Consider the following 21,051-nt stretch of genomic DNA (forward strand, 5'->3'; position numbering starts at 1 on the left):
TTTCATTTTACAGTAAAAAAAGCGGAAACCAACATCAATCTTGTCAGTTTCCGGCATTGCATGCATTTAAAACCAATATCGATTTTTCTTCTTTTGTTGTGGTGATTCGAAAGGCCATTGTTCTTGATGAATGAGTTCCACTTGAACATGGTTGGCATCTTCAATCACCATTCGCGCATAACATGGTGAATTTCCATCTCGTGGAAATGTCATACTTCCCGGATTAATTAACCAAATTCCATGGATTTTTTCCGCCATTGCCATATGCGTATGACCAAAAAGAACGATTTGGCAATCATTCTCTAATGCTAATTTAACCAGTGCTTTTTCCCGATTATAGTAAGGCATCCGCTGTGAATGAAAAATATACGTTCTCATTCCCTCGATGGTCAAAATTTTATAGTCGTCCAAGTTGAAATCAAAGTCATTGTTTCCACGAACAAAGATCCAACGATTAAAATAAGAAGCATCGTCTTCTAAATCTCCACAATGGATGAACAGATCCGCATGTGGATATGCTTGTTCTAGTTGACTTAAGTATTCCGAACGGCCATGCGTATCACTAGCGATGATGATTTCAGTTGCCATGTTCTTCTCCTTGTTCTTGATATTCTTCTAAACAAAGATTGTTGTCTTTTAAATTTTGTGCGAGATCTTGTGTTACATAACGGATCACAAATGGTTGATACAAAACATGGGTTTGTTCTTCTTTACCTTGTGGATAACGCAAAATAAATCCGTACTCTGCAGCATGGAGTTCAAGCCAGTCACGCACTGCGCGCTGTTGATCTGTAAGGGTGCCAATCGCATGCAGAAAATCGTATTGCTCATCCTCCATTGCCGATAACGTCTGATTCCACAAATCATATCCATCTAAATATAACGTCAATCCAAGTTGTTCTTCTCTAGAGCCATATGGGGCGAGTGGCATACTCTTATATTCCGTCATATGCCTTTGATTTTCATAAGCAACAAAGCCAGAAATTGCTTGTAAATCTATACCTTCTTGGGCTGCTGCTTCTTTCATCGCATTCCATTGTTGAGCTGCTTCTTCGCGCAAAGACAATAAGTCTTGAACTTGCACTAAATCACTTGGACGCCATGTACCAAGCGTCGTATTTGGATCTAAATAAAAGTCGTAAGCTTTTGGGTTTTTGGATAATGGAGTTTCGTTTTTTGAATCGAAATACGCCACGACATCAGGATACGACATCCAAGATAAAATCTCTTGAATATTATTGACATTCAAACGATTGCGATAGCGATTCACAAACTGAACAACAAAATCAGGATCTGCTGTTTGTGTTTTTGCGACTAGGTCATAGTAAATCGTATTGTTAATATCAAACCCTGGCATATCCATAAACGGCAAAATTTGTTCCGGACGAATTTGTGAGTTAATCAAGATATCAATATCCTGATGGGTAAAACGTTCAGCCATCACCTCACGTTGTTCTCTTGTACCATAAGGATAACGACTTAACGGATCGGAGCGATAGACGAGAGTCGCAAAAATAGCACCAATGAACAACATATTCACGATAATCACCAACCATCGTGCTTTTCGTACTGGTCTAGAAACTTCTTCTTTGGCCATAGCTCCTCCTTTCCATATATTTTTTGCGTTGATCTTTGAAGATCAAAAGTAAATTCAGTGTTTACATCTTATGTATTGTATCGATTCTACACACTTCTTGCATTAAAAATCATATTTTTTAATTATTATTTGTGATCCAAGTTGATCTCCTATTTCTAACCAAGAGAAACCACCTTCAATTTTGAAGTGTTTTTCGATCAAAAAACACCTTTTCCTATTTCTAATTTAACACGAACAAATTCCCTAAAAGACAAAAAAAGTAGCCGATTCATTTAACCAACTACTCTTCGTTTCATTTATTTTCCTTCAACTTTCATTGCATGGTAGCCAATCCATACAGTCCAAACATAAGCTAATGTTTTCGGGATCATCAACATGCCAATAATCGGTACAATATCTGCGAATAATACGACAGGTAAATAGAATCCAAAACTGATGACAATCGTCAGCCACATATTTTTGAATAATACGTCGTTGTGTTCTCTTGAACTTTTATAGAACAAGTAGATCACGATCAGTCCTAAAATTGTGAAAGGAATATTTCTATAGATGCCCCAGGATAATGGAGATTGAGCACTTGTCCAAGCGTTTTGTGGGAATAAGCATAAAAGAATTCTTGCTGCGGATGTTAAATATACAGCGATTGTGTAACCTTTTTTTCCTTTAACATTATAGCGAATTCGCCAAACGTAATATAAAAGAATATAGAAAACAGTCATTGTAATAGATGTGATGAATTTCCCCATTCCTAAAGCGAATGTAAAATTTTCTAATCCTGTTGTACATAAAGCGATTGCTCTAGGCACTAAATGGAACGCATCTCCTAATCCTAATACAACTGCCATGAACCCAAATAAACGATATTGTTTATTTCCACGGCTATTTTTGATCATGATGATCCCTAATGTCACAACGCCAACAAGATAGCAGACGTCAAATACAGTTTCAATAACAGCTTGCATATATATCCTCCTTTATAGGCTGATGAATAAGAGCACCTCTCTTATTCACGCAAAGATTTGCACCGAACTAACAATTGATTCATTCGGTGATCAAGATTGTACTCACGCTTTTTAACAAGATGAAAATCGTATGTCGTATGGATCTAAACAACATCATTCGATCACTGATTTGTCTCGTTCAAAAGCGGATGCTTTTAATGTGAACATTGTTCATGTTGGTTCAATTTAAATCCCACTTTAATTAGTGGGATGAATAAAGATAATTCGATATAAAGTGAAGAAGTTTTGAAGAATCTTCTTTTTTTAATAATGAGGAGATTAAAAGTCCAAAAATATAATCGACATACGTTTCTTCAGGAAATTCTGGACTGAACATATTTCGATTCACTTGTTGATCCCGTTTTAATACAAACAAAAGATCAGATTTGAGAATCGAAAAATAATTGTTCATCGTGTTCACTCCTTCTTTTTTTCCTGCAGCTGCAAAGTTTAAGTTATGTAGAGAAAAAAATCCGGAATATTTGTGATTCCCTTCTTCGATATTTTGATACATGCACTCAACCACATCAACGAAACGATCAAAATCATTGAGATTAGAGAGGGGTTGAAAAATCTCTTCCCAAATGCTTTCTACTGTAGCGATCAATAAATCATTTTTCGAAGAAAAATAGTTATACAAAGTACCAATGGAAATTCCACATTCCTTTGTGATTGCTCTGACATTAAAAGAAGAAAAACCATTTTCAAGAATATGTTTTTTACTTATATTCAAAATCTCGTCATTAGTGATTGCTGGCTTGTTCAAAATGAAACCTCCAAACATGAACATCGTTCACGTTGGAGATATTATCTCAAAAACAACATTTTGCCAACCCCTTTTTTCTATTTTTTTATTCATATTTTTATAAGCTAAACGGCAATGTAAATTTTGTGCTTATCTAAAGCGCGAAGGATGATATAAAGGCAATCTAACTCGTTTAACTTCCTTTGTTGATTGGTCTTGCCTTGCAAGAGGTTTATGTGCTCGCGGTTGTTTAGAGGTATTGTTTGTCATTACTTGTTTTGTTGGTTTACTTAACTGTTGGTGTTGTTTTTGTTCGCGAATCGAAACAAAATTCACTTTATTGGTTACTTGACTCGTTTTTTGTTTAGTTATTTGTTTCATCTCTCTTGTCCATTTTTTGTTCTTACTTTTAATTTGTATCCTCTAGTTGTTCATCAAGATCAACTTCTTGTTCAAATTCCGTTTCATCCATCAAAGCATCGAGATCTTCTTCATGAAGGCGCCGATACAATATTTGTGCAATTTTTTCCGGAATAATTTGTTCAAAGTCTTCTAGACTAGCGGCTTTCATCTTTTTCATCGATGGATAAGCCAACTGAATTTGTTTTTTACGTGCCGGACCAATTCCGGGAATATCATCCAAAATCGATTTCGTCATGCCTTTTGTGCGCAGTTGTTTATGATACGTAATCGCAAAACGGTGTACTTCATCTTGTAAACGCGTCAGCATAAAGAAAAGAGGATGAGTTTTATCCAGTTCGATTTCTTCTAACGATTCGTTCAGCAATGCTTTTGTGGTATGTTTTTCATCTTTAACTAACCCCGCGATCGTTAGTTCAATGCCCAGTTCATCGCGAATTGCCATTGCAGCATGAATTTGTCCTGCTCCACCATCCACGATTAACAAATCAGGCATCGGCTTATTTTCTTTTTTCAAGCGCGCATAACGGCGTTCAATGACTTCTTTCATCGAATCGGTATCCGAACGATATTCCCCAAGCTGATACTTGCGATAATTCGATTTATCCGGTTTTCCATCTTTAAATGCGACTAAACCCGATACGTTATACGCACCAGAAATGTGGGAGTTATCGAACATTTCGATCGTATGAATCGGTTTCTGGAAAATAGAAGCCAATTTGAGATTAGCGGTTTCCCGTTCACGATCTTTACGATAAACATATTGGAATTTTTGTTCATGTGCTTCTTTGGCATTGGCATGGACCATATCGGTGAGTTTCTTTCGCGATCCTCGTTGTGGGATGATTACTTTGGTCTGCAGCGATTCTTCTAAAATCTCAACATTCGTTCCTTGCGGTACATAGATTTGTTTTGGCACTTTATTGGTCGAATAGTATTGCATAATGTAAGCCAAAAAAGCTTCTTGGCTTTCTTCATAAACCGGCGAAATTGACATATTTCGTTCCAACAATTTTCCTTCACGGACGAAAAAGCCTTGAATCGATAAATACCCTTTATCCTCATACCATCCAAATACGTCAAATGAATCACGAACACTAAAGTCGATCACTTGTTTTTCTTGAATGTAGTCGATAGAGCGAATTTGTTCTAAAAGTTCCTGCGCACGTTCAAACTGCAGATTGGCAGAAGCTTCCTGCATTTTTTTCGTAAGTTCCCCTTTAATTTCATCCGTATAACCTTTTAAAAAGCGAATAATCTTTTCGCGATTTTTCAATGCTTCGTGTTGATCTACTTCTTGGAAACAAAAACCTAAACATTGGTGCATGTGATAATAAAGACAGGCACTTTTAGGAAGTGTTCGGCATTTACGAATCGGAAAAAGTTGGTTGATCAATTTGACCATATCATAAGCATAAGTTGAAACAGGATAAGGACCAAAAACATCACTATTTCGCTTCGTTAGTTTTCTAGTGATGCGCACAGTAAAATCCGCTCCTTTTGTGACCTCAATATAGGGGTACATCTTGTCATCCATAAACATGATGTTGAATGGTGGACGGTATTTTTTAATTAAATTAATCTCGAGTAAGAGAGCTTCTTTTTCCGTTCCTGTTTGGATAAATTCAAAATCACGAATACGACTGACTAGCTTGGTCGTTTTATTGTTGTGGACACCATGAAAATAGGAACGCACGCGATTTTTTAATACCTTAGCCTTCCCCACATATAAGATGTCTTGATTTTCATCTTTCATGATGTAGCAGCCCGGTGTATCGGGCAACAATTCTAATTTTTGAGCAATATGATCTGTTAATGGCATGTTATTCTCCATCTAATCTTCATTTTTAATTATAAATGATCGGACAATTCGAATTTGATTCGTTGCATCTTGAACAAAATGAAATGCAGGAATTCACAATGAGTCCCTGCATTTTATTTAGTAATCGTTATTTTAATTCTACTAGTGTTGCACCTAGCCCACCTTCACCTGGTCCAGCAGAAGTGATTTGTTTAACTTGCGGATGTTTACGTAAGTTTGCCCAAACCGCATTTCGTAACGCACCAGTTCCCATACCATGGATAATACGCACGTTTTTGACACGATGATATACAGCTTGATCTAAATAGTGATCGAGGGCATTCATTCCTTCTTCTACACGCATCCCAATTAAGTTCAATTCCATTGGAAAAGCTTTAAATTGGCGATCGATGTGTTGTTTACGAATCCGTTTTGGTGGTTTTGGTTTTTCCATCGGTAAGAGTTGATCGACACTGACTACAACTCTACGGCCATTCACTAACACATTCGCTTTGCCTCGTCTAATCGATTGGATTTCACCATGGTTATTCAACGATGGAATCCGCACATAATCGCCTTCTTTAAAGGTAATTTCCACTTTATTTGGCTGTTCTTGTTTTCCTTGTTCAATCGGTTGATTCAGGGCATCAAGTTTTCCTAATTGTTCGATTTGTTCATGATTTTGTGAGTTCGTTTGATCCCGTAAAACTTTAATAATTTGACGAGCTTCCTCTTTCTTTTCATACAACATATCGTCCAATTCTTTGGCATATTCACGATCTAGGCGCTCTTTCATCTCTTGCCATTTCTCTTGATCGTGTTTTGCTTGGCGTTGTAAATCATGCGCATTTGCAATTAAGGTGTCAAAACGATCTTTTTGTTTTTGAAGTTGCGCTTGGCGTTGTTCTAACACTTCTAATTGGCGTGTTGTTTCTGATTCATTTTCTTCTTTAATTTCATTGGCTCGCTGTAAAACTTCTTGCGGCATTCCTAATTGGCGAGCAATCGGGAATGCACAACTCGAACCACTGACTCCTTCTAAATAGCGATAAGTCGGTTTAAGTGTTTCGGGATCAAATTCAACACTACCGACTTGAATATGCGGATGTGTTGAACCAAATGTTTTAACTTGGGAATAGTGCGTAGACGTTAAAATCGTCGCCCCTTTGTCCATTAACGTTTCTAATACTGCTTGCGCTAAGGAGGCGCCTTCTTGGGGGTCTGTACCACTACCGATTTCATCGAGTAAAACAAATGTATTCGCATCGCAATGAGTTACGATATGCGCAAGTTTTGTTGCATGGGCCGAGAACGTCGATAAATTGTTTTCAATTGATTGTTCATCGCCAATATCAAAATAAAATTGAGAATAAAGAGGCAACAATGCTTCATGCGCACTAACGGGATAACCGCAATGTGCTAACAATAAAAATAAACCAATCGTTTTGAGCGTAACCGTTTTTCCACCCATGTTCGAACCTGTAATCATTAAACACTTTGTCTGATTCGACATCGAATAACGATTGGCGATTGCCTTTTTAGGATCGAGTAAAGGGTGAACGGCATGTTCAATGCGAAGTTGATGGTTTTTCGTATGTAAAGTTGGAATGCAACCATCATGGACATTCATCCAATGCCCTTTAGCAATCGCCATATCGATGATTTCCATACTTTCATCATTCGACAATAACGCTTGGCCATTTTTTGAAACGATGCTTGTCAACTCCTGACAAATTCGTTTCTTTTCGTTTTCGATTTCCATTAATGTATCGGCAACACGGTTGTTGAGTTCGACAAGCGCATCAGGTTCTAAATAACAAGCCGCTTGACTTTGCGACATGCCATGCACCATACCACCAAATTTATACTTATCTGTAGCTTTAACGAGAACGCAAACTCTCGATCCACTTGAAACGGTGACTGTGTCAACTAAAGAACTTTCATGCGTCCGAATAAATCGTCTTGCTCCATTGGCAAGGTCGGCACGAGCTTGAATTAAAGCATTGTTTAAATGACGAAGCTTAGCCGTTGCATCCATGCGCACTTGGCCGGATAAATCAATTGAGGCATCGATTTGTTGAGAAAGTGATTTACATGGCGTCAAAGTCGAGGCAATTTCATGAAGAAGTGGGGATTGTTGGGCATCAAAGGCTTGGCTTGTCGCTTGGCAAGCAGATAAAAAGAAAGAAATATCCAATAGCTCAGAGGGTAACAATGTGATTTTCTTTTGCGCAGTTAAGACATGTTTAGTAATATCCCGTAAGCCACCTAAAGATAGCATGCCTCCTTTTTGGAGATACACAAAAGCTTCTGCTGCAAGAGAAAGATCATGGCGCATGAGATAAACATCTTCTAAGATCGTTGCTTCTCTAATTTTTTGTGCTGTTTTGGAACTTGCCGCAAAAGAGGCAAATTGTTCAAGGACTACTGGAAAATCGAGTGCTTCAAATTCGTGTTCAACCATAATATCTCCCTTCCTGCATCTCATAGAGATGGCAATACAATATCCAAAAAATTGATCAATTCATTCTAACGAACTGATTAGATTTCAATAAGCTCCATGCATTTTACTACATTTTTACCAATTTTTAGAAATCTAGTTTGAATTGCTCACGATTTAAGAAACAAAAATGGTCTTCATAAGAAAGTTACAAGCATCAAAACGAGAATTTGATGTGCTTTTTCTTTGAAGACCATATGTGTTCTTTCATTATTCAAATTTCAAATCCTGAAGAAGTTGATATTCAGAATCGAACTGATAAAAGTAAATTTGCTGACCGCGTGTTTGTAAATCTGTTTCGTGAATTCGAATCCAGGATTGAGCATTTTTCAATAAATTAAAGCTAAAACTATTCACTTCATTACTATCAAAAAATACTACCGCCCAAGTTATATCGGAATATGTTACACAAAACGACCCATAAAAATCTTTGGCCACCACTTCGTTTGTAAAACAATCTCCAAATCGATGATCCGTCATGATTGCTTTTAATTCTTCGCCATCTCGCAATAGAGTGATTCGAATCTTTGGATCCGTATAAGTTGCAATAATACTGTTTGGATCATAATTGTGCTCTTTGATATACTGTTCTTCAAATTCCAACAAAACCTCTTCGGTTCCTTTTTGGGGTTGAGCACAAGAAGTCACCATCACAGTACAAAAGATCAGCAACAGTGTTCTTATAATTTTTTTAATCATTGTCCTTTACCAAACCAATGCTAGCTTTTCAATTACTTAACTCATGATTTAATTCTATCTGTTCAGAGTTCAAAATCAGTCATAGGCATCACATCCTCTAAAAATAACATGGATCAATAGATCTAGGTTCAATAGCGAAATGTCTAATTTGAACAATAGAATGAATCGGCTCACTAGATTTCAAAAAGAGTTCAAAAATAAAATTATGATGATTTAATCTTCTCGATTGAATATCCCAACTGTGCTATCTATTATTCAACATTGCGTTATCTAAATATATTATATTTTGTTTTTTATGTGCATACAACCGTTCATCTCTCTTTTACATTTTCAAATTTATCCTCTTCCTTTTAGCGATCGCAAATCCGTTTTTTAAAATGATTTTAAATTTGTTAGAATAAGCGCATGCCAACAAAATCAGTAAAACTTAGCGCCAATCAAATCGAAGCGCTCTATAAAAGACTTCAACCTCATGCCAAAAAAGAAAGTCAACCGCAATATACGCTCTGGCAAATTCGGACTGATTCCATCAATGTATGTGCTTATCAGTCAGGAAAAGTTGTCATTTCGGGACAAGATATCGACTGGTTAGTAGAAGATTTAGAAGCTCTAGCCACTCAATCTGCTTTATTCCAGCCGACAAAACAACCCACTAAAAAAATGACTTCAATCTCTTTCCAAGACAATCAAGTTGCAAGCCTTGCTCATACTTTCCCCCAAGCTGGATCCGATGAAGTCGGAAATGGGGATTATCTCGGTCCATTTGTGGTTGCTAGCGTCATCATTGAAAATGAAGAGATGGCCAAGAAATTGATCGAAATGAAAGTCACTGACTCTAAAGCGATGACGGACAAAATGATTTTAAAAGTCGCACCTGAACTGATGGATCTTATTCCCTATTCTGTTCAAGTATTAACTCCAATTCATTACAACAAGATTTATGATCCAAAGTATCATCATCTCAATTACATCAAAGCAATGATGCATAACCAAGCCTATCTCAATCTTGAACAAAAAGGCTATGCCCTTCCGCAATTGAAAATCGTTGACCAGTTTTGCAGTCCAAAACGATACTTCGAATTGTTGTATGACATTTCACAAATTGTTCGACCGATTCATTTCGAAACCAAAGCGGAATCAAAATATATCTCAGTAGCATGTGCCTCAGTCATTGCTCGCTATCACTTTTTACAATATTGGGACAAGATGGAAGAAAAATATGAAATAAAATTTTCAAAAGGCGGCGGTGCACAAGCAACAAAATGTGCTCAAGAATTTGTAGACCATTATGGCTACAACCGGCTATACGAAATCGCAAAACTTCATTTCGTCAACACACAACGCCTCAAACACGATCAAGATGAATAAAAAGCTGCCATGACCTCTACCCGTATGAGTTTTCACTCATCAATGCAAGGTCATGACAGCCTTTTTATTTTGAAATTTATCAACGACTATTCGTGGGCGCAATATACTGCTTCAGGTTGATCATCTTGATCTGGATGAATGGTAATATTGATTTCCATTTGGCCAGGAAGCTGAATGTATTCAACTCCTGCATCATCAAACATACGTTTGCTCGCAAGGTTATCTTTTGCTCCACAATATTTATCCGATTCATAAAACACTTTGCGAATTCCCGATTGAATGATCGCTTTGGCACATTCATTACAAGGGAATAAAGAAACGTATAGCGTGCATCCATTTAAATTTTGAATCGAGTTTAAAATCGCATTCAATTCAGCATGGACAACAAAAGGATATTTCGTATCTAAAAAATCACCTTGGCGTTCCCATGAATACTCATCATCACTGCACCCTTTCGGAAAGCCATTATAACCAAGACCAACTACACGTTTTTGATCGTTAACAATGCATGCGCCGACTTGGGTATTTGGATCTTTGGAACGAAAAGCCGCTAAGTGAGCCATAGCCATAAAATATTGATCCCAACTCAATACTTCTGTTCGTTTCATATTTTTATTCCTCTTCTTGTTTTAATTCATCTAAAACTTCTTGGAATTTTGGTTCAAGTTTTGCATTAAAAACCATATGCTCATGTGTTGTTGGATGTTCAAATTCAAGTTGATAAGCATGGAGAAGTTGGCCATTAGCTGGAATCGTTTTGCGTGGTCCATACTTTTCATCTCCAGCAACCGGATGGCCGATATAAGCCATATGCACACGAATTTGATGCGTGCGTCCTGTTTCTAGACGACATTCCACATAAGCATAGTCTTTAAAGTTTTGTAAAACTGTAAAGTGGGTTACGGCATCACGTGAGTTTTTCGCCGTTACCGCCATTTTTTGGCGATTTTTTTCATCTCGTCCAATTGGCGCATTCACAGTTCCAATTTTATGAGAGAACGGATGATGAACAATCGCAAGATATGTTCTTTTGCAAGTTTTATCGGCTAATTGTTTAGCTAATGATTCATGAGCTTGATCATTTTTCGCAACAACGAGTAAACCAGACGTATCTTTATCGATACGATGGACAATTCCTGGTCGTTTTACGCCATTAATACCAGATAAATCATCGCAATGTTCTAATAAGCCGTTCACTAAAGTTTGTGAATAATGTCCTGGTGCTGGATGAACAACCATTCCTTTTGGCTTATTAATGACAATGACATCATGGTCTTCATATACGATATCCAAATCCATTTTTTCTGGCAGAACTTCCATTTTATCTAGTGGTGGAACATCTACATCAATTTGATCATGAACCTGGATTTTATAAGAAGCCTTCATGATTTTCCCATTAACTGTTACGCGTTTTTGATCGAGAAAATCCGCAGCTCGAGTTCTTGAAATATCGAGCTTTTGGCATAAATATTTATCCAAGCGAATCGGACATTCTTCTTCGCTTGCTTCAAAAGTTACTTTGCCACCTTCTGTAATCAAAGTATCTTCTTGTTCTTCAATTTCGTTTTCGATTGTTTCGATTTGATCCATTTCTATTGTTTCTCCTTTCGTGCCATTCGCCATGCTTTAAAATCGTCCGCAAACATCACCACAAATAACAACACGCATCCGAGTGTGATGCAGACATCGGCAATATTGAATACCGCAAAAGGATACCCAAAAATATAAAACTGGAAGAAGTCGCGTACATAACCGAGCATTACGCGATCGATTAAATTTCCAATTGCCCCAGCGATAATGAGCGATAAAGCAATATCAATTCGTGAGTCATCATTTTTTAAAAACCAGATGGACAATGCGATTAGAGCAATCGTCGTTAAAATAATGAAATACCACATGCCTGCGCCCGACATACTTGAAAATGCCGCACCGAAATTTTGTAGGTAAGTTAATTCAAAAAATCCCGGAATCACTACATGCACGCCATTTAAAGGAATAGAGCGCACAACGGCCCATTTTGTCCATTGATCTAAACCAACCAAAATCACAAGCATAATGATTGCTACAAGAATTGCATTTTTCTTTTTTTGAAGTCTGTCTATTAAATTCACAGAAGTCCTCTTTCTAGATCTTTGATCTTGATATCGCAAACTTAAACAGAAGACGATCGTCCATTCAAGTTTATTGTTCTTTTTCGATCCTTTTTCCTTTAGGAAAACAGATTTTAAAAAGCCTAAGTCTCACCATTTTAACAACTTTTACCAATAAATAAAAATGAAGTCAACGTATTTTGTTTTGTATCGCTCACTGATCGATTTACAAAACTCTTGTTTTAGAACAGTTTGTCATCGATCTTTCTTGATTATATTCTTTGAACTTCTTTTGTGGCGATAATCGATGCAGATGTATTCGCTACATTTTCGATCAATACATCACCAATATGAATCGGTGCTTCAAAACGCACGGATTTTAGCGCTTGGATCACATCAAACATTTTTTCTTTTGGAATTGGTTGGCTCGTTTTACATGAAACCATCAATAGATCTCCATGTAAAACGGGAACAACGCTTGTCACAATCCGTAAAGGATGCACGGCTTCACTTTGTCCATATGCATCCCCTTTGGGGCACGTATTGCCTTGCACTTCAACCACTTGTCCTTGATCATCAATCGTGACACTTAAAGGACACCCCATCGGGCAATTAATGCAAGTAAAATGACGAATTTCCATTTAAGCCACCTCTGTTTCGATACGAATCGATTGTGTTGCATCACTTAACCATTCACGTTTTAAAACAATACTTTCCATCTCACCTGGCGTGCGTATCATTTTCTTTTGATGAATAATTCGTTTGTCATCAATATAAACATTCACATAGCCATTTTTTAATACATTTCCCAAACGGAAACGAATCACTTGTTTGTCATCCATTCGTGAGGGATCAATGGAAAATGGAACGGTATAGCGAATGAGTCCGCTAGTTTCAATTGGTATTTCATGTTGGGTTTCTGGTAAATGATTCAAAATGTATTGTGCGGCATTTTGGCCTGCTTTTGTTGCTTCTTGGCTGACAAAATCGACTAAATCATGAACGTGTAAAACATTTCCACACGCAAATACACCTTCTTTATTAGTTTCTAATAATTCATTAACGATTGGTCCATTGGTAATTTTGGACAATTGAATGCCCGCTTTTGCGGATAATTCATTTTCCGGGATCAATCCACAACTCAATAATAAAGTATCGCAAGGATATTCTTGTTCCGTTCCGGCAATTGGCAGATTGTTTGCGTTAACTTGGGCGATCGTAACCGATTCAATTCGATCTTTACCATGAACATCTACAACCGTATGGCTGAGTTGTAAAGGAATATTAAAGTCATCTAAACACTGCACAATATTTCGTTTGAGTCCACCCGAGTAAGGCAAGCGTTCTGCAACGGTATGCACATGTGCGCCTTCAAATGTCATTCGTCGCGCCATAATTAAACCAATATCGCCCGATCCTAAAATCACAACTTCTTTTCCCGGCATATATCCATCGATATTGACGAGTTTTTGGGCTGTACCCGCTGAATAAATTCCTGCTGGTCGATATCCCGGAATAGAAAGCGAGCCAAAGGGGCGTTCTCGACAACCCATCGCTAAAATGATCGCTTGGGCATGGACTTGGCAAACCCCTTGTGTCGCATTGACATAACGAATTGTTTTATCTTCTGAAATATCCAACACCATGGAATCTAGCTGATATGGAATCTCTAAGTCCTTGACTTGTTGAATATAGCGCCATGCATATTCAGGTCCAGTCAATTCTTCACCAAAGGTATGTAAACCAAAACCATTATGAATACACTGGTTTAAAATCCCACCTAAACAATGATCTCTCTCTAAAATCAGTAAATCATCAATTCCTGCTTGTTTTGCGCCAATTGCTGCTGCAAGACCGGCCGGTCCACCACCGATGATGACAAGTTGTTTATTGTTTTCCATCGTGAATTCCCTCTTTTACTTTAGATGTGATCAATTTGGAATGAGAATTGGTCAATTGAATGTCTTCGAGTGATATCCCCAATTGTTCTTGCATAATTTCCATCGAACGTGGCAAGCAAAAACCAGCTTGGCAACGTCCCATTCCCGCGCGAACTCGCCGTTTAATGCCATCCAGTGAGCGTGCAGGCAAAGAACGAGTGAGAGCGTCTTGGATCGATCCTGCCGTGATCGTTTCACAACGACAAACGATGATTCCGTAAGCAGGATCTTGTTGAATAAGGTCATTCCATTCTTCATCACTTAGCTGTTTGACATCGATAAAACCTTTGCGTGTTGCAATATAGTGCGGATTGTCTTTGGCGTCCAATTGCTCAGAAATTTGTTGGGCAATCCATTTTCCGATTGCCGGTGCACTCGATAATCCTGGTGATTCAATGCCAGCAGCATCATAGAAATGATCCGCCGTTTGCCCCACAACAAAATCAAAACCATTTGGTGTAGCTCTTAAGCCAGAAAAAGTTCTAATCACTTGGTTAAATGGCAAATGTTTGATCGTGATCTGCGCTTTCGAGCGGATTTCTTCTTGACCAAGAGCCGTTGTGTTCACATTTTCTTTCGTTTCAACCGCTTGGGCATTCGGTCCAACTAAAATATTGCCATGAACTGTTGGTGTAATCAGAACGCCTTTTCCTTTTTCTGTCGGCAATTGAAAAAGCGTATGTGAACATAAATTGCCAACGCTGCGATCGAAAAGTAAATATTCCCCACGTCTAGGCGTAATATTCATTTTTTGATCAACAAATTGGTTATGAATTTCATCCGCATACAAGCCGGCAGCATTTACGAGAACTTTAGCATGATAGCGATCGTTCACTTTCCATCCATCTTGAACACGTTGAATGGTTTCAACTGCTTCATTGAATATAAATTGCACGCCATTATCTGCGGCATTTTCGGCAAGAGCTATCGTCATGCCAAATGGACAAACAATTCCGGAAGTTGGAGCATATAAAGCACAAACGACATCTTCACTTACATTTGGTTCTCGTTTTAAGATTTCGTCTTTTTCAATGATTTTTAAATCTTTAACGCCGTTGGCAATTCCTCTTTGATATAAATCTTCGACATGATCGCGTAACTTTTCGTCAAAGCATAAAACGAGGGCACCATTTTGTTTATATTCAAAATTTAAAAGCTTAGCGAGTTTTGGAATCAAATTTGCCCCTTCAACATTAAATTTAGCTTTTAATGTATTGGGTATTGCATCAAATCCCGCATGCACAATTCCCGAATTAGCTTTTGATGTTCCAGTGCAAACATCTTCTTCTTTTTCAATTACAGCTACTTTTAAATCTGTTTTGGCTAAGTAGTAAGCAATTGCGCTTCCTACTACACCGGCTCCGATGATTAAAACATCAACATCCATAGTTTCACCTCTTCTTTTTGCTTTAAAGAATTTCTGGTTTAAATTCAACACAAGCTTGGACAGCATGTTTCCAGTTATCATAACGACGCATCATTTCTTGTCGATCGCGCTGTGGTTCAAACTGGCGTTCCACTTCAATTTTTAAATCGTCTTTATTCCAGAACCCAATCGCAAGACCCGCTAAAAAGGCCGCGCCTAAAGCGGTCAGTTCGTTGACTTTAAAACGTTCAACCGGAATTTGGCATAAATCGGCTTGGAATTGTAATAAAAAGTTATTCGCTGCTGCTCCACCATCTACTTTGAGTTTGGTAATTGCCGTATGCGAATCTGCTTCCATTGCATCAAGTACTTCTTTAGATTGATAGGCCATTGATTCAATCGCGGCGCGAACTAAATGATTACGGTTCGTTCCTAAAGACAACCCCACAATGCTCGCTTTTGCTTTATCGTCCCAATAAGGAGCACCAAGCCCGACAAATGCCGGAATCACATAAACACCAGCAGTTGTTCCTGCCTCTATTGCCATTTGTTCTGTCGTAGAGACATCTTTAAATAAATGCAATTCATCACGCATCCATTTCATAATCGAACCGGAGACGAAAATCGATCCTTCTAGGGCATAAGTCACTTCATCGCCAATTTGCCATGCGATCGTGGATAACAAACCACTTTGTGAGCGAACAATTGTTGAACCGGTATTCATTAATAAAAATCCACCGGTACCATATGTATTTTTAGCCATTCCTTTTTCGAGGCAAAGCTGGCCAAATAATGCTGCTTGTTGGTCACCAACCATCGAGCAAATCGGAACTTCTCGTCCAAAGAACGCAAAAGGCGATGTCGTGCCGTAGTTTTGACTGGTTGGAACGATTTTAGGCAAAATTGAACGAGGAATATTGAACAATTCTAATAATTCATCATCCCATTGCACGCTTTCGATATTACAAAGCATTGTTCGGCTTGCATTGGTCGCATCCGTAATATGTTGTTTGCCGCCGGTAAGTTTCCAAACAAGCCAAGAGTCCATCGTTCCAAATAACAAGTCTCCTTGTTCGGCCTTTTCTCTTGCTCCGGGAATATTGTCTAGCATCCAGACAATTTTCGATGCGGAAAAATATGGATCAATTCTTAGTCCAGTTTTTTGACGAATGATCTCTTCTAAACCTTCTTCTTTCCACTGATCGCAAATTTCACTTGTTTGGCGGGATTGCCAAACAATCGCTTTATAAATCGGAAGACCTGTATTTTTATCCCAAAGAACACTCGTTTCACGCTGATTCGAAATCCCAATTGCGTCAATTTGTTCTGGTTCAATACCGGATTGATTGACCACTTTCGTTAATACAGCCAATGTATCTAACCAAATATCATGAGCATCTTGTTCGACCCATCCAGGCGCCGGATAGTCTACGCCACCTTCTTGTTGGGCAACCGAAACGATTTTGCAATTATGATCAAATAAGATCGCACGAGTTGATGTCGTTCCATGATCAATGGCAAGAATAAATTTTTTGTTTTTCATACTTGTTCCTTTTCTTCGTTCAAGATGTGCATGGGTAAAAAAGAAAGGGATGCAAAGTCTTGATTATTGTTCTGTTGCTTATTTCTTTTTCATCCCGTGTTCACCGATGTCTTATAGTAAATATCTTTTAGTTTTATTCTAAGCTAGAAATAGCGCTTACAATTAATCCGTTGACCAAAATTTTGTATAAAAAAATCTACATCCGATCGTTATAGAACGATTTGATGTAGATTTTAGATTCTTTTTTCCGTTTTGCTTATAGATCGAGTTTTAAATCTTCATTTTTATATAAATTAGCTTTTAAGCACAAAATATGAATCACATAAGTTATAACAGCCGGTAAAACAAAAGAGATCAAAATTAAACCAAGCCAATGGATCCAACCCACTTGTGCAAGTGATCCAAATTGAGACATCCAGCCAGTGATCACACCAATTTGACCAACTAAACCACATGTTCCCATACCACTTGAAATAGCAGCACCATTCATTTCTAAATGGAATAAACAAGTCGCAATTGGGCCAATAATCGCTGATGCAATAATAGTTGGTAACCAAATCATTGGTTTTTTAACAATATTACCCATTTGTAACATCGATGTTCCAATTCCTTGGGCAACAAGTCCTGACCATTTGTTCACTGCAAAAGACATCACCGCAAAGCCAATCATTTGTGTGCAACATCCAGCTAAAGCAGCACCACCTGCTAAGCCAGTTAAGGATAGAGCAGCACAAATCGCAGCTGAAGAAATTGGTAAAGTTAAGAAAATTCCCATTAATACCGATACAATCACACCCATTAAGAATGGTTGTAATTCTGTAGCCCACATAATGGTATTTCCCATCCAAATTGCGCCTACACCAATCGCTGGCGCAAATGCGATACTTAATAAGGCACCCGCACAAATTGTTACAAATGGAGTCACTAAAATATCAATTTTTGTTTCTTTGGATACAAGTTTCCCACACTCACAAGCAGCTACAGCAATGAAATAAACTGCTAAAGGTCCACCAGCACCACCTAGTGTATCAGCGGCATATCCAACTGCTAAAAGTGAGAACAAAACGAGATTCGGGGCATTAAGTGACATTCCAATTGCCGCAGCCATTGCCGGTCCTTTGACTGCAGAGGCAAATGTTCCAACCTGTGTTAAAACTTCTAAATTCAATAAAGTGCCTAATGTATTCAAAATTGTTCCCATCAATAATGATGCAAACAATCCTTGAGCCATTGCTGAAAGGGCATCAATTCCGTAACGCTTAGCGGAAATTTGAACATCCTTTCGTGCAAAAAAGGCAGCAACATTTTCCATTTCCTTTTTTCCTCCATTTTTGTTTAGTATAGGGTGTTTACATCACAAAAGAACTTTTCCTGCCAAAACCATAAGATCTGTTATGAAAAGATTTTCTTTTACGAATTACGAAATCGGTTTCTTTCATCATAATATTTTAAATTGATTTTATATCGTGTGATTTCATCACCTTAAAAACAAGTTTTCTTCCTTATTTTGCCAATAAATTTAAAATCCAATTTTTGAAAAATCACATTTGATTTCTTCTTTTATAAAAAAGAAAAAAGCCCGTAAGCTTTTACACTTACGAGCCTTGAACTTTTTGAAATCAATATATATCTACATCAGTTTGCGGAAGAGTTCTTTCATATCTTCAACAGATGTTTCTTTAGGGTTACCTGGACGGCAAGCATCTGCATATGCAGATTCTGCTAAGAAATCGAGATCTTCTTCTTTAAGTGCATCTAATTTTTCTGGAATTCCAACGTCTTTAGACAGTTTACGAACTGCTTCGATTGCTGCTTTACGATATTCTTCTTGAGACATACCTGTTGTGTCAACGTCCATTGCTTCAGCGATGTATTTATATTTATCGCCTGTAGCTTCTTGGTTGTATTCCATAACGATTGGTAAGAACATTGCACAAGCAACACCGTGTGGTGTGTTATAAACAGCACCTAATGTGTGAGCCATAGAGTGAGCAATACCTAAACCAACGTTAGAAAATGCCATACCTGTAACGAACTGACCTAAAGCCATGCCTTCACGACCATCTGGATCATTTTCAACTGCTTTTCTTAAGTTTTTAGAAATTAACTTAATTGCTTCAAGGTTCAAGCAATCAGCAAGTTCCCAAGCAGCTGCCGTTGTATAACCTTCAATAGCATGCGTTAAAGCATCCATACCTGTTGCAGCTGTTAAGCCTTTTGGCATACTGGACATCATATCTGGGTCAACGACAGCAACATTAGGAATATCATTAACGTCTACACAAACGAATTTACGTTTCTTTTCTTCATCTGTAATCACGTAGTTGATCGTTGCTTCCGCAGCAGTTCCTGCAGTAGTAGGAACTGCAATAGTGAATACAGTCGGGTTTTTAGTTGGTGCAACACCTTCTAAAGAACGAACGTCTTCAAATTCAGGGTTGTTAATGATAATACCGATTGCTTTACCAGTGTCCATACTTGATCCACCACCGATTGTGATCATGTAATCAGCTCCGGATTTTTTGTATGCTTCAACACCGTTTTTTACGTTTGCGATTGTTGGGTTTGGTTTGATATCAGAATAAACTTCATAATCTAAACCAGCGGCGTCTAATAAATCTGTGACTTTTTTAGATACGCCAAATTTTACAAGATCTGGGTCTGTCGCAATGAACGCTTTTTTGAAACCTTTTGCTTGGATGATCCCCGGAATTTCAGAAATAGCACCTTTACCGTGGTAAGAGATGGCATTTAATACAAAACGATTAACCATTTTACTCATTCCTCCTTCATATTTTGAAATGTTTCAATGGTGGCGATCTCATTTTACGAAACCGCTTTACAATAAAAGTATCCCATTTTCATTTCGAGATCACAACAATTTTTCGACCAATACAATCCAAAAAATCTTTGGGTAAAATGCCTTGGCCAAACTTTTAATTGAAGCTAATGGTCATACTTTTTTAATTACAAATTTAGTTTATATTCAAAATCAAACTATCGATTCTCATATGCCCACAAAGAAAAAACACCCATTTGCAGTCCATGATCTATACATTAAGATCGACCTTCAAAGGGTGTTTTTCGTTTATTCTTTTCAATCACATTATGGATCAGACAAACTTTATATTGCTAGTTCTAGTGGAGTTGTCCATAAATCAAAGTCTAAAGATTTTTCTTGTTTAGCAAATAGTTCTAGTTTAGCGGTTGGATCGTAAATCGATTGTTCATAGACAAGATCCGCATCTTGTTGAGTCAACAAGTCATTCCGTACCATTGCTTGTAATACGAGCTGTTGTTTAGCTTTTGCTTGATCATAATGATCGGAGAGTTGGAAATAGCCCGGCGATTGTGGAATACCGGCAAGAATTGTCGCTTGTGGCAAAGTCAGTTCTAAAGGATGAACGCCAAAATAACCGACCGAGGCTTCATAAATGCCATGATGGTTGTCACCATAATTGATAATGTTGACATAGATAGAAAGAATTTCATCTTTGGAATACATCTGTTCCAAACGATGGGCTAAAACAATTTCAGCCGCTTTCCAGACCGCCGTCCCATCATATTGGCCATAAAGATTTTTCACGACTTGCATCGAAATCGTCGATCCGCCTGATTTCGGGATAAATGGAACAAATTGACTTACAAATGCTCGTGCGAGCGCTCGAAAGTCGACTGCGCCATGATTGTAGTAACGAGCATCTTCAATTGCTAGTGTTGCCTGATACAAAGCAGGTTGAACTTGATCGTAAGGAACGTAGTTCTCTCTTGATTTCACTTCTTCGACAAGCGTGCTTAACGGTTGATGTCTTTCATATTGATTGGCATTCGAGACTCCATCATACACAAACCAACCACCCACACTGATGAATGCAACGAGAATCAAAACAAACAGTCCTTTTAAAATTTTTTTCATATTTTGATCACCTTGTGTTTTTAATTTCTAATTGATAATTCAAGCTTATCATGATCCTCGTTAAA

General features: G+C 37.9%; 19 protein-coding genes. 1 reads left to right on the forward strand and 18 read right to left on the reverse strand.

What is annotated here, in order from left to right; genetic code table 11:
* Nucleotides 1-66: 66 nt before the first annotated feature.
* The 8 genes from ALLST_RS10230 to ALLST_RS0105620 all read right to left on the reverse strand — a co-directional run bounded on the left by ALLST_RS10230 (nucleotide 67) and on the right by ALLST_RS0105620 (nucleotide 8,763).
* A complete protein-coding gene (locus tag ALLST_RS10230; RefSeq protein ID WP_019893107.1) occupies nucleotides 67-588 on the reverse strand; it encodes a metallophosphoesterase family protein in 522 nt (173 codons plus the stop codon).
* Nucleotides 578-1,597 (reverse strand): M15 family metallopeptidase, encoded by a 1,020-nt coding sequence (locus ALLST_RS0105590; protein ID WP_019893109.1) that lies wholly within the window; start codon nucleotides 1,595-1,597, stop codon nucleotides 578-580. The genes ALLST_RS10230 and ALLST_RS0105590 overlap by 11 nt, the downstream gene beginning before the upstream one ends.
* 296 nt (nucleotides 1,598-1,893) lie before the next feature.
* Nucleotides 1,894-2,559, reverse strand: coding sequence for a hypothetical protein (locus ALLST_RS0105595; RefSeq protein WP_019893111.1), 666 nt, complete (start codon nucleotides 2,557-2,559; stop codon nucleotides 1,894-1,896).
* Nucleotides 2,560-2,800: 241 nt separating this feature from the next.
* Entirely contained in the window at nucleotides 2,801-3,364 is a 564-nt protein-coding gene (locus ALLST_RS10235) for a TetR/AcrR family transcriptional regulator (protein WP_019893112.1), read from the reverse strand.
* Nucleotides 3,365-3,493: 129 nt separating this feature from the next.
* Complete coding sequence (locus ALLST_RS0105605) at nucleotides 3,494-3,724, reverse strand: hypothetical protein (protein ID WP_019893114.1); 231 nt, start codon at nucleotides 3,722-3,724, stop codon at nucleotides 3,494-3,496.
* Nucleotides 3,725-3,752: 28 nt separating this feature from the next.
* Nucleotides 3,753-5,585, reverse strand: a complete 1,833-nt coding sequence (uvrC, locus tag ALLST_RS0105610; protein ID WP_019893115.1) for an excinuclease ABC subunit UvrC — start codon at nucleotides 5,583-5,585, stop codon at nucleotides 3,753-3,755.
* 127 nt (nucleotides 5,586-5,712) lie between these two features.
* Nucleotides 5,713-8,028, reverse strand: coding sequence for an endonuclease MutS2 (locus tag ALLST_RS0105615; RefSeq protein ID WP_019893117.1), 2,316 nt, complete (start codon nucleotides 8,026-8,028; stop codon nucleotides 5,713-5,715).
* A 246-nt stretch (nucleotides 8,029-8,274) separates the two neighbouring features.
* Nucleotides 8,275-8,763 carry a hypothetical protein gene (locus ALLST_RS0105620; protein ID WP_156816570.1) on the reverse strand — a complete coding sequence of 163 codons (489 nt, stop codon included), beginning with the start codon at nucleotides 8,761-8,763 and terminating at the stop codon, nucleotides 8,275-8,277.
* Nucleotides 8,764-9,168: 405 nt separating this feature from the next.
* Here ALLST_RS0105620 and rnhC point away from each other — a divergent pair, with 405 nt between their 5' ends.
* Entirely contained in the window at nucleotides 9,169-10,131 is a 963-nt protein-coding gene (gene rnhC, locus ALLST_RS0105625) for a ribonuclease HIII (protein ID WP_019893119.1), read from the forward strand.
* 86 nt (nucleotides 10,132-10,217) lie between these two features.
* Here the strand turns inward: rnhC and ALLST_RS0105630 are convergent, their stop codons facing one another.
* The 10 genes from ALLST_RS0105630 to ALLST_RS10240 all read right to left on the reverse strand — a co-directional run bounded on the left by ALLST_RS0105630 (nucleotide 10,218) and on the right by ALLST_RS10240 (nucleotide 20,986).
* Entirely contained in the window at nucleotides 10,218-10,739 is a 522-nt protein-coding gene (locus tag ALLST_RS0105630; RefSeq protein WP_019893120.1) for a deoxycytidylate deaminase, read from the reverse strand.
* Nucleotides 10,740-10,743: 4 nt separating this feature from the next.
* On the reverse strand, nucleotides 10,744-11,721 hold the full coding sequence (locus tag ALLST_RS0105635; protein ID WP_019893121.1) for an RluA family pseudouridine synthase: 978 nt from the start codon (nucleotides 11,719-11,721) through the stop codon (nucleotides 10,744-10,746).
* A 2-nt stretch (nucleotides 11,722-11,723) separates the two neighbouring features.
* Nucleotides 11,724-12,242, reverse strand: coding sequence for a signal peptidase II (gene lspA, locus ALLST_RS0105640; protein WP_019893122.1), 519 nt, complete (start codon nucleotides 12,240-12,242; stop codon nucleotides 11,724-11,726).
* Between the two features lie 251 nt (nucleotides 12,243-12,493).
* On the reverse strand, nucleotides 12,494-12,862 hold the full coding sequence (locus ALLST_RS0105645) for a DUF1667 domain-containing protein (RefSeq protein ID WP_019893123.1): 369 nt from the start codon (nucleotides 12,860-12,862) through the stop codon (nucleotides 12,494-12,496).
* Nucleotides 12,863-14,122 carry an NAD(P)/FAD-dependent oxidoreductase gene (locus tag ALLST_RS0105650; RefSeq protein WP_019893125.1) on the reverse strand — a complete coding sequence of 420 codons (1,260 nt, stop codon included), beginning with the start codon at nucleotides 14,120-14,122 and terminating at the stop codon, nucleotides 12,863-12,865.
* Nucleotides 14,109-15,548 (reverse strand): NAD(P)/FAD-dependent oxidoreductase, encoded by a 1,440-nt coding sequence (locus tag ALLST_RS0105655; RefSeq protein ID WP_019893126.1) that lies wholly within the window; start codon nucleotides 15,546-15,548, stop codon nucleotides 14,109-14,111. The genes ALLST_RS0105650 and ALLST_RS0105655 overlap by 14 nt, the downstream gene beginning before the upstream one ends.
* 22 nt (nucleotides 15,549-15,570) lie before the next feature.
* The gene (gene glpK / locus ALLST_RS0105660; RefSeq protein ID WP_019893127.1) at nucleotides 15,571-17,070 is read right to left on the reverse strand and encodes a glycerol kinase GlpK; all 1,500 of its coding nucleotides are present in this window, start codon (nucleotides 17,068-17,070) and stop codon (nucleotides 15,571-15,573) included.
* Between the two features lie 256 nt (nucleotides 17,071-17,326).
* Entirely contained in the window at nucleotides 17,327-18,382 is a 1,056-nt protein-coding gene (locus tag ALLST_RS0105665; RefSeq protein WP_019893128.1) for a PTS sugar transporter subunit IIC, read from the reverse strand.
* 318 nt (nucleotides 18,383-18,700) lie between these two features.
* On the reverse strand, nucleotides 18,701-19,843 hold the full coding sequence (gene fucO, locus ALLST_RS0105670; protein WP_019893129.1) for a lactaldehyde reductase: 1,143 nt from the start codon (nucleotides 19,841-19,843) through the stop codon (nucleotides 18,701-18,703).
* A gap of 351 nt (nucleotides 19,844-20,194) precedes the next feature.
* Nucleotides 20,195-20,986 (reverse strand): biosynthetic peptidoglycan transglycosylase, encoded by a 792-nt coding sequence (locus ALLST_RS10240; RefSeq protein ID WP_019893130.1) that lies wholly within the window; start codon nucleotides 20,984-20,986, stop codon nucleotides 20,195-20,197.
* Between the last annotated feature and the right edge of the window lie 65 nt (nucleotides 20,987-21,051).

The sequence above is a fragment of the Allobaculum stercoricanis DSM 13633 genome (assembly GCF_000384195.1).
Classification (GTDB): domain Bacteria; phylum Bacillota_I; class Bacilli_A; order Erysipelotrichales; family Erysipelotrichaceae; genus Allobaculum; species Allobaculum stercoricanis.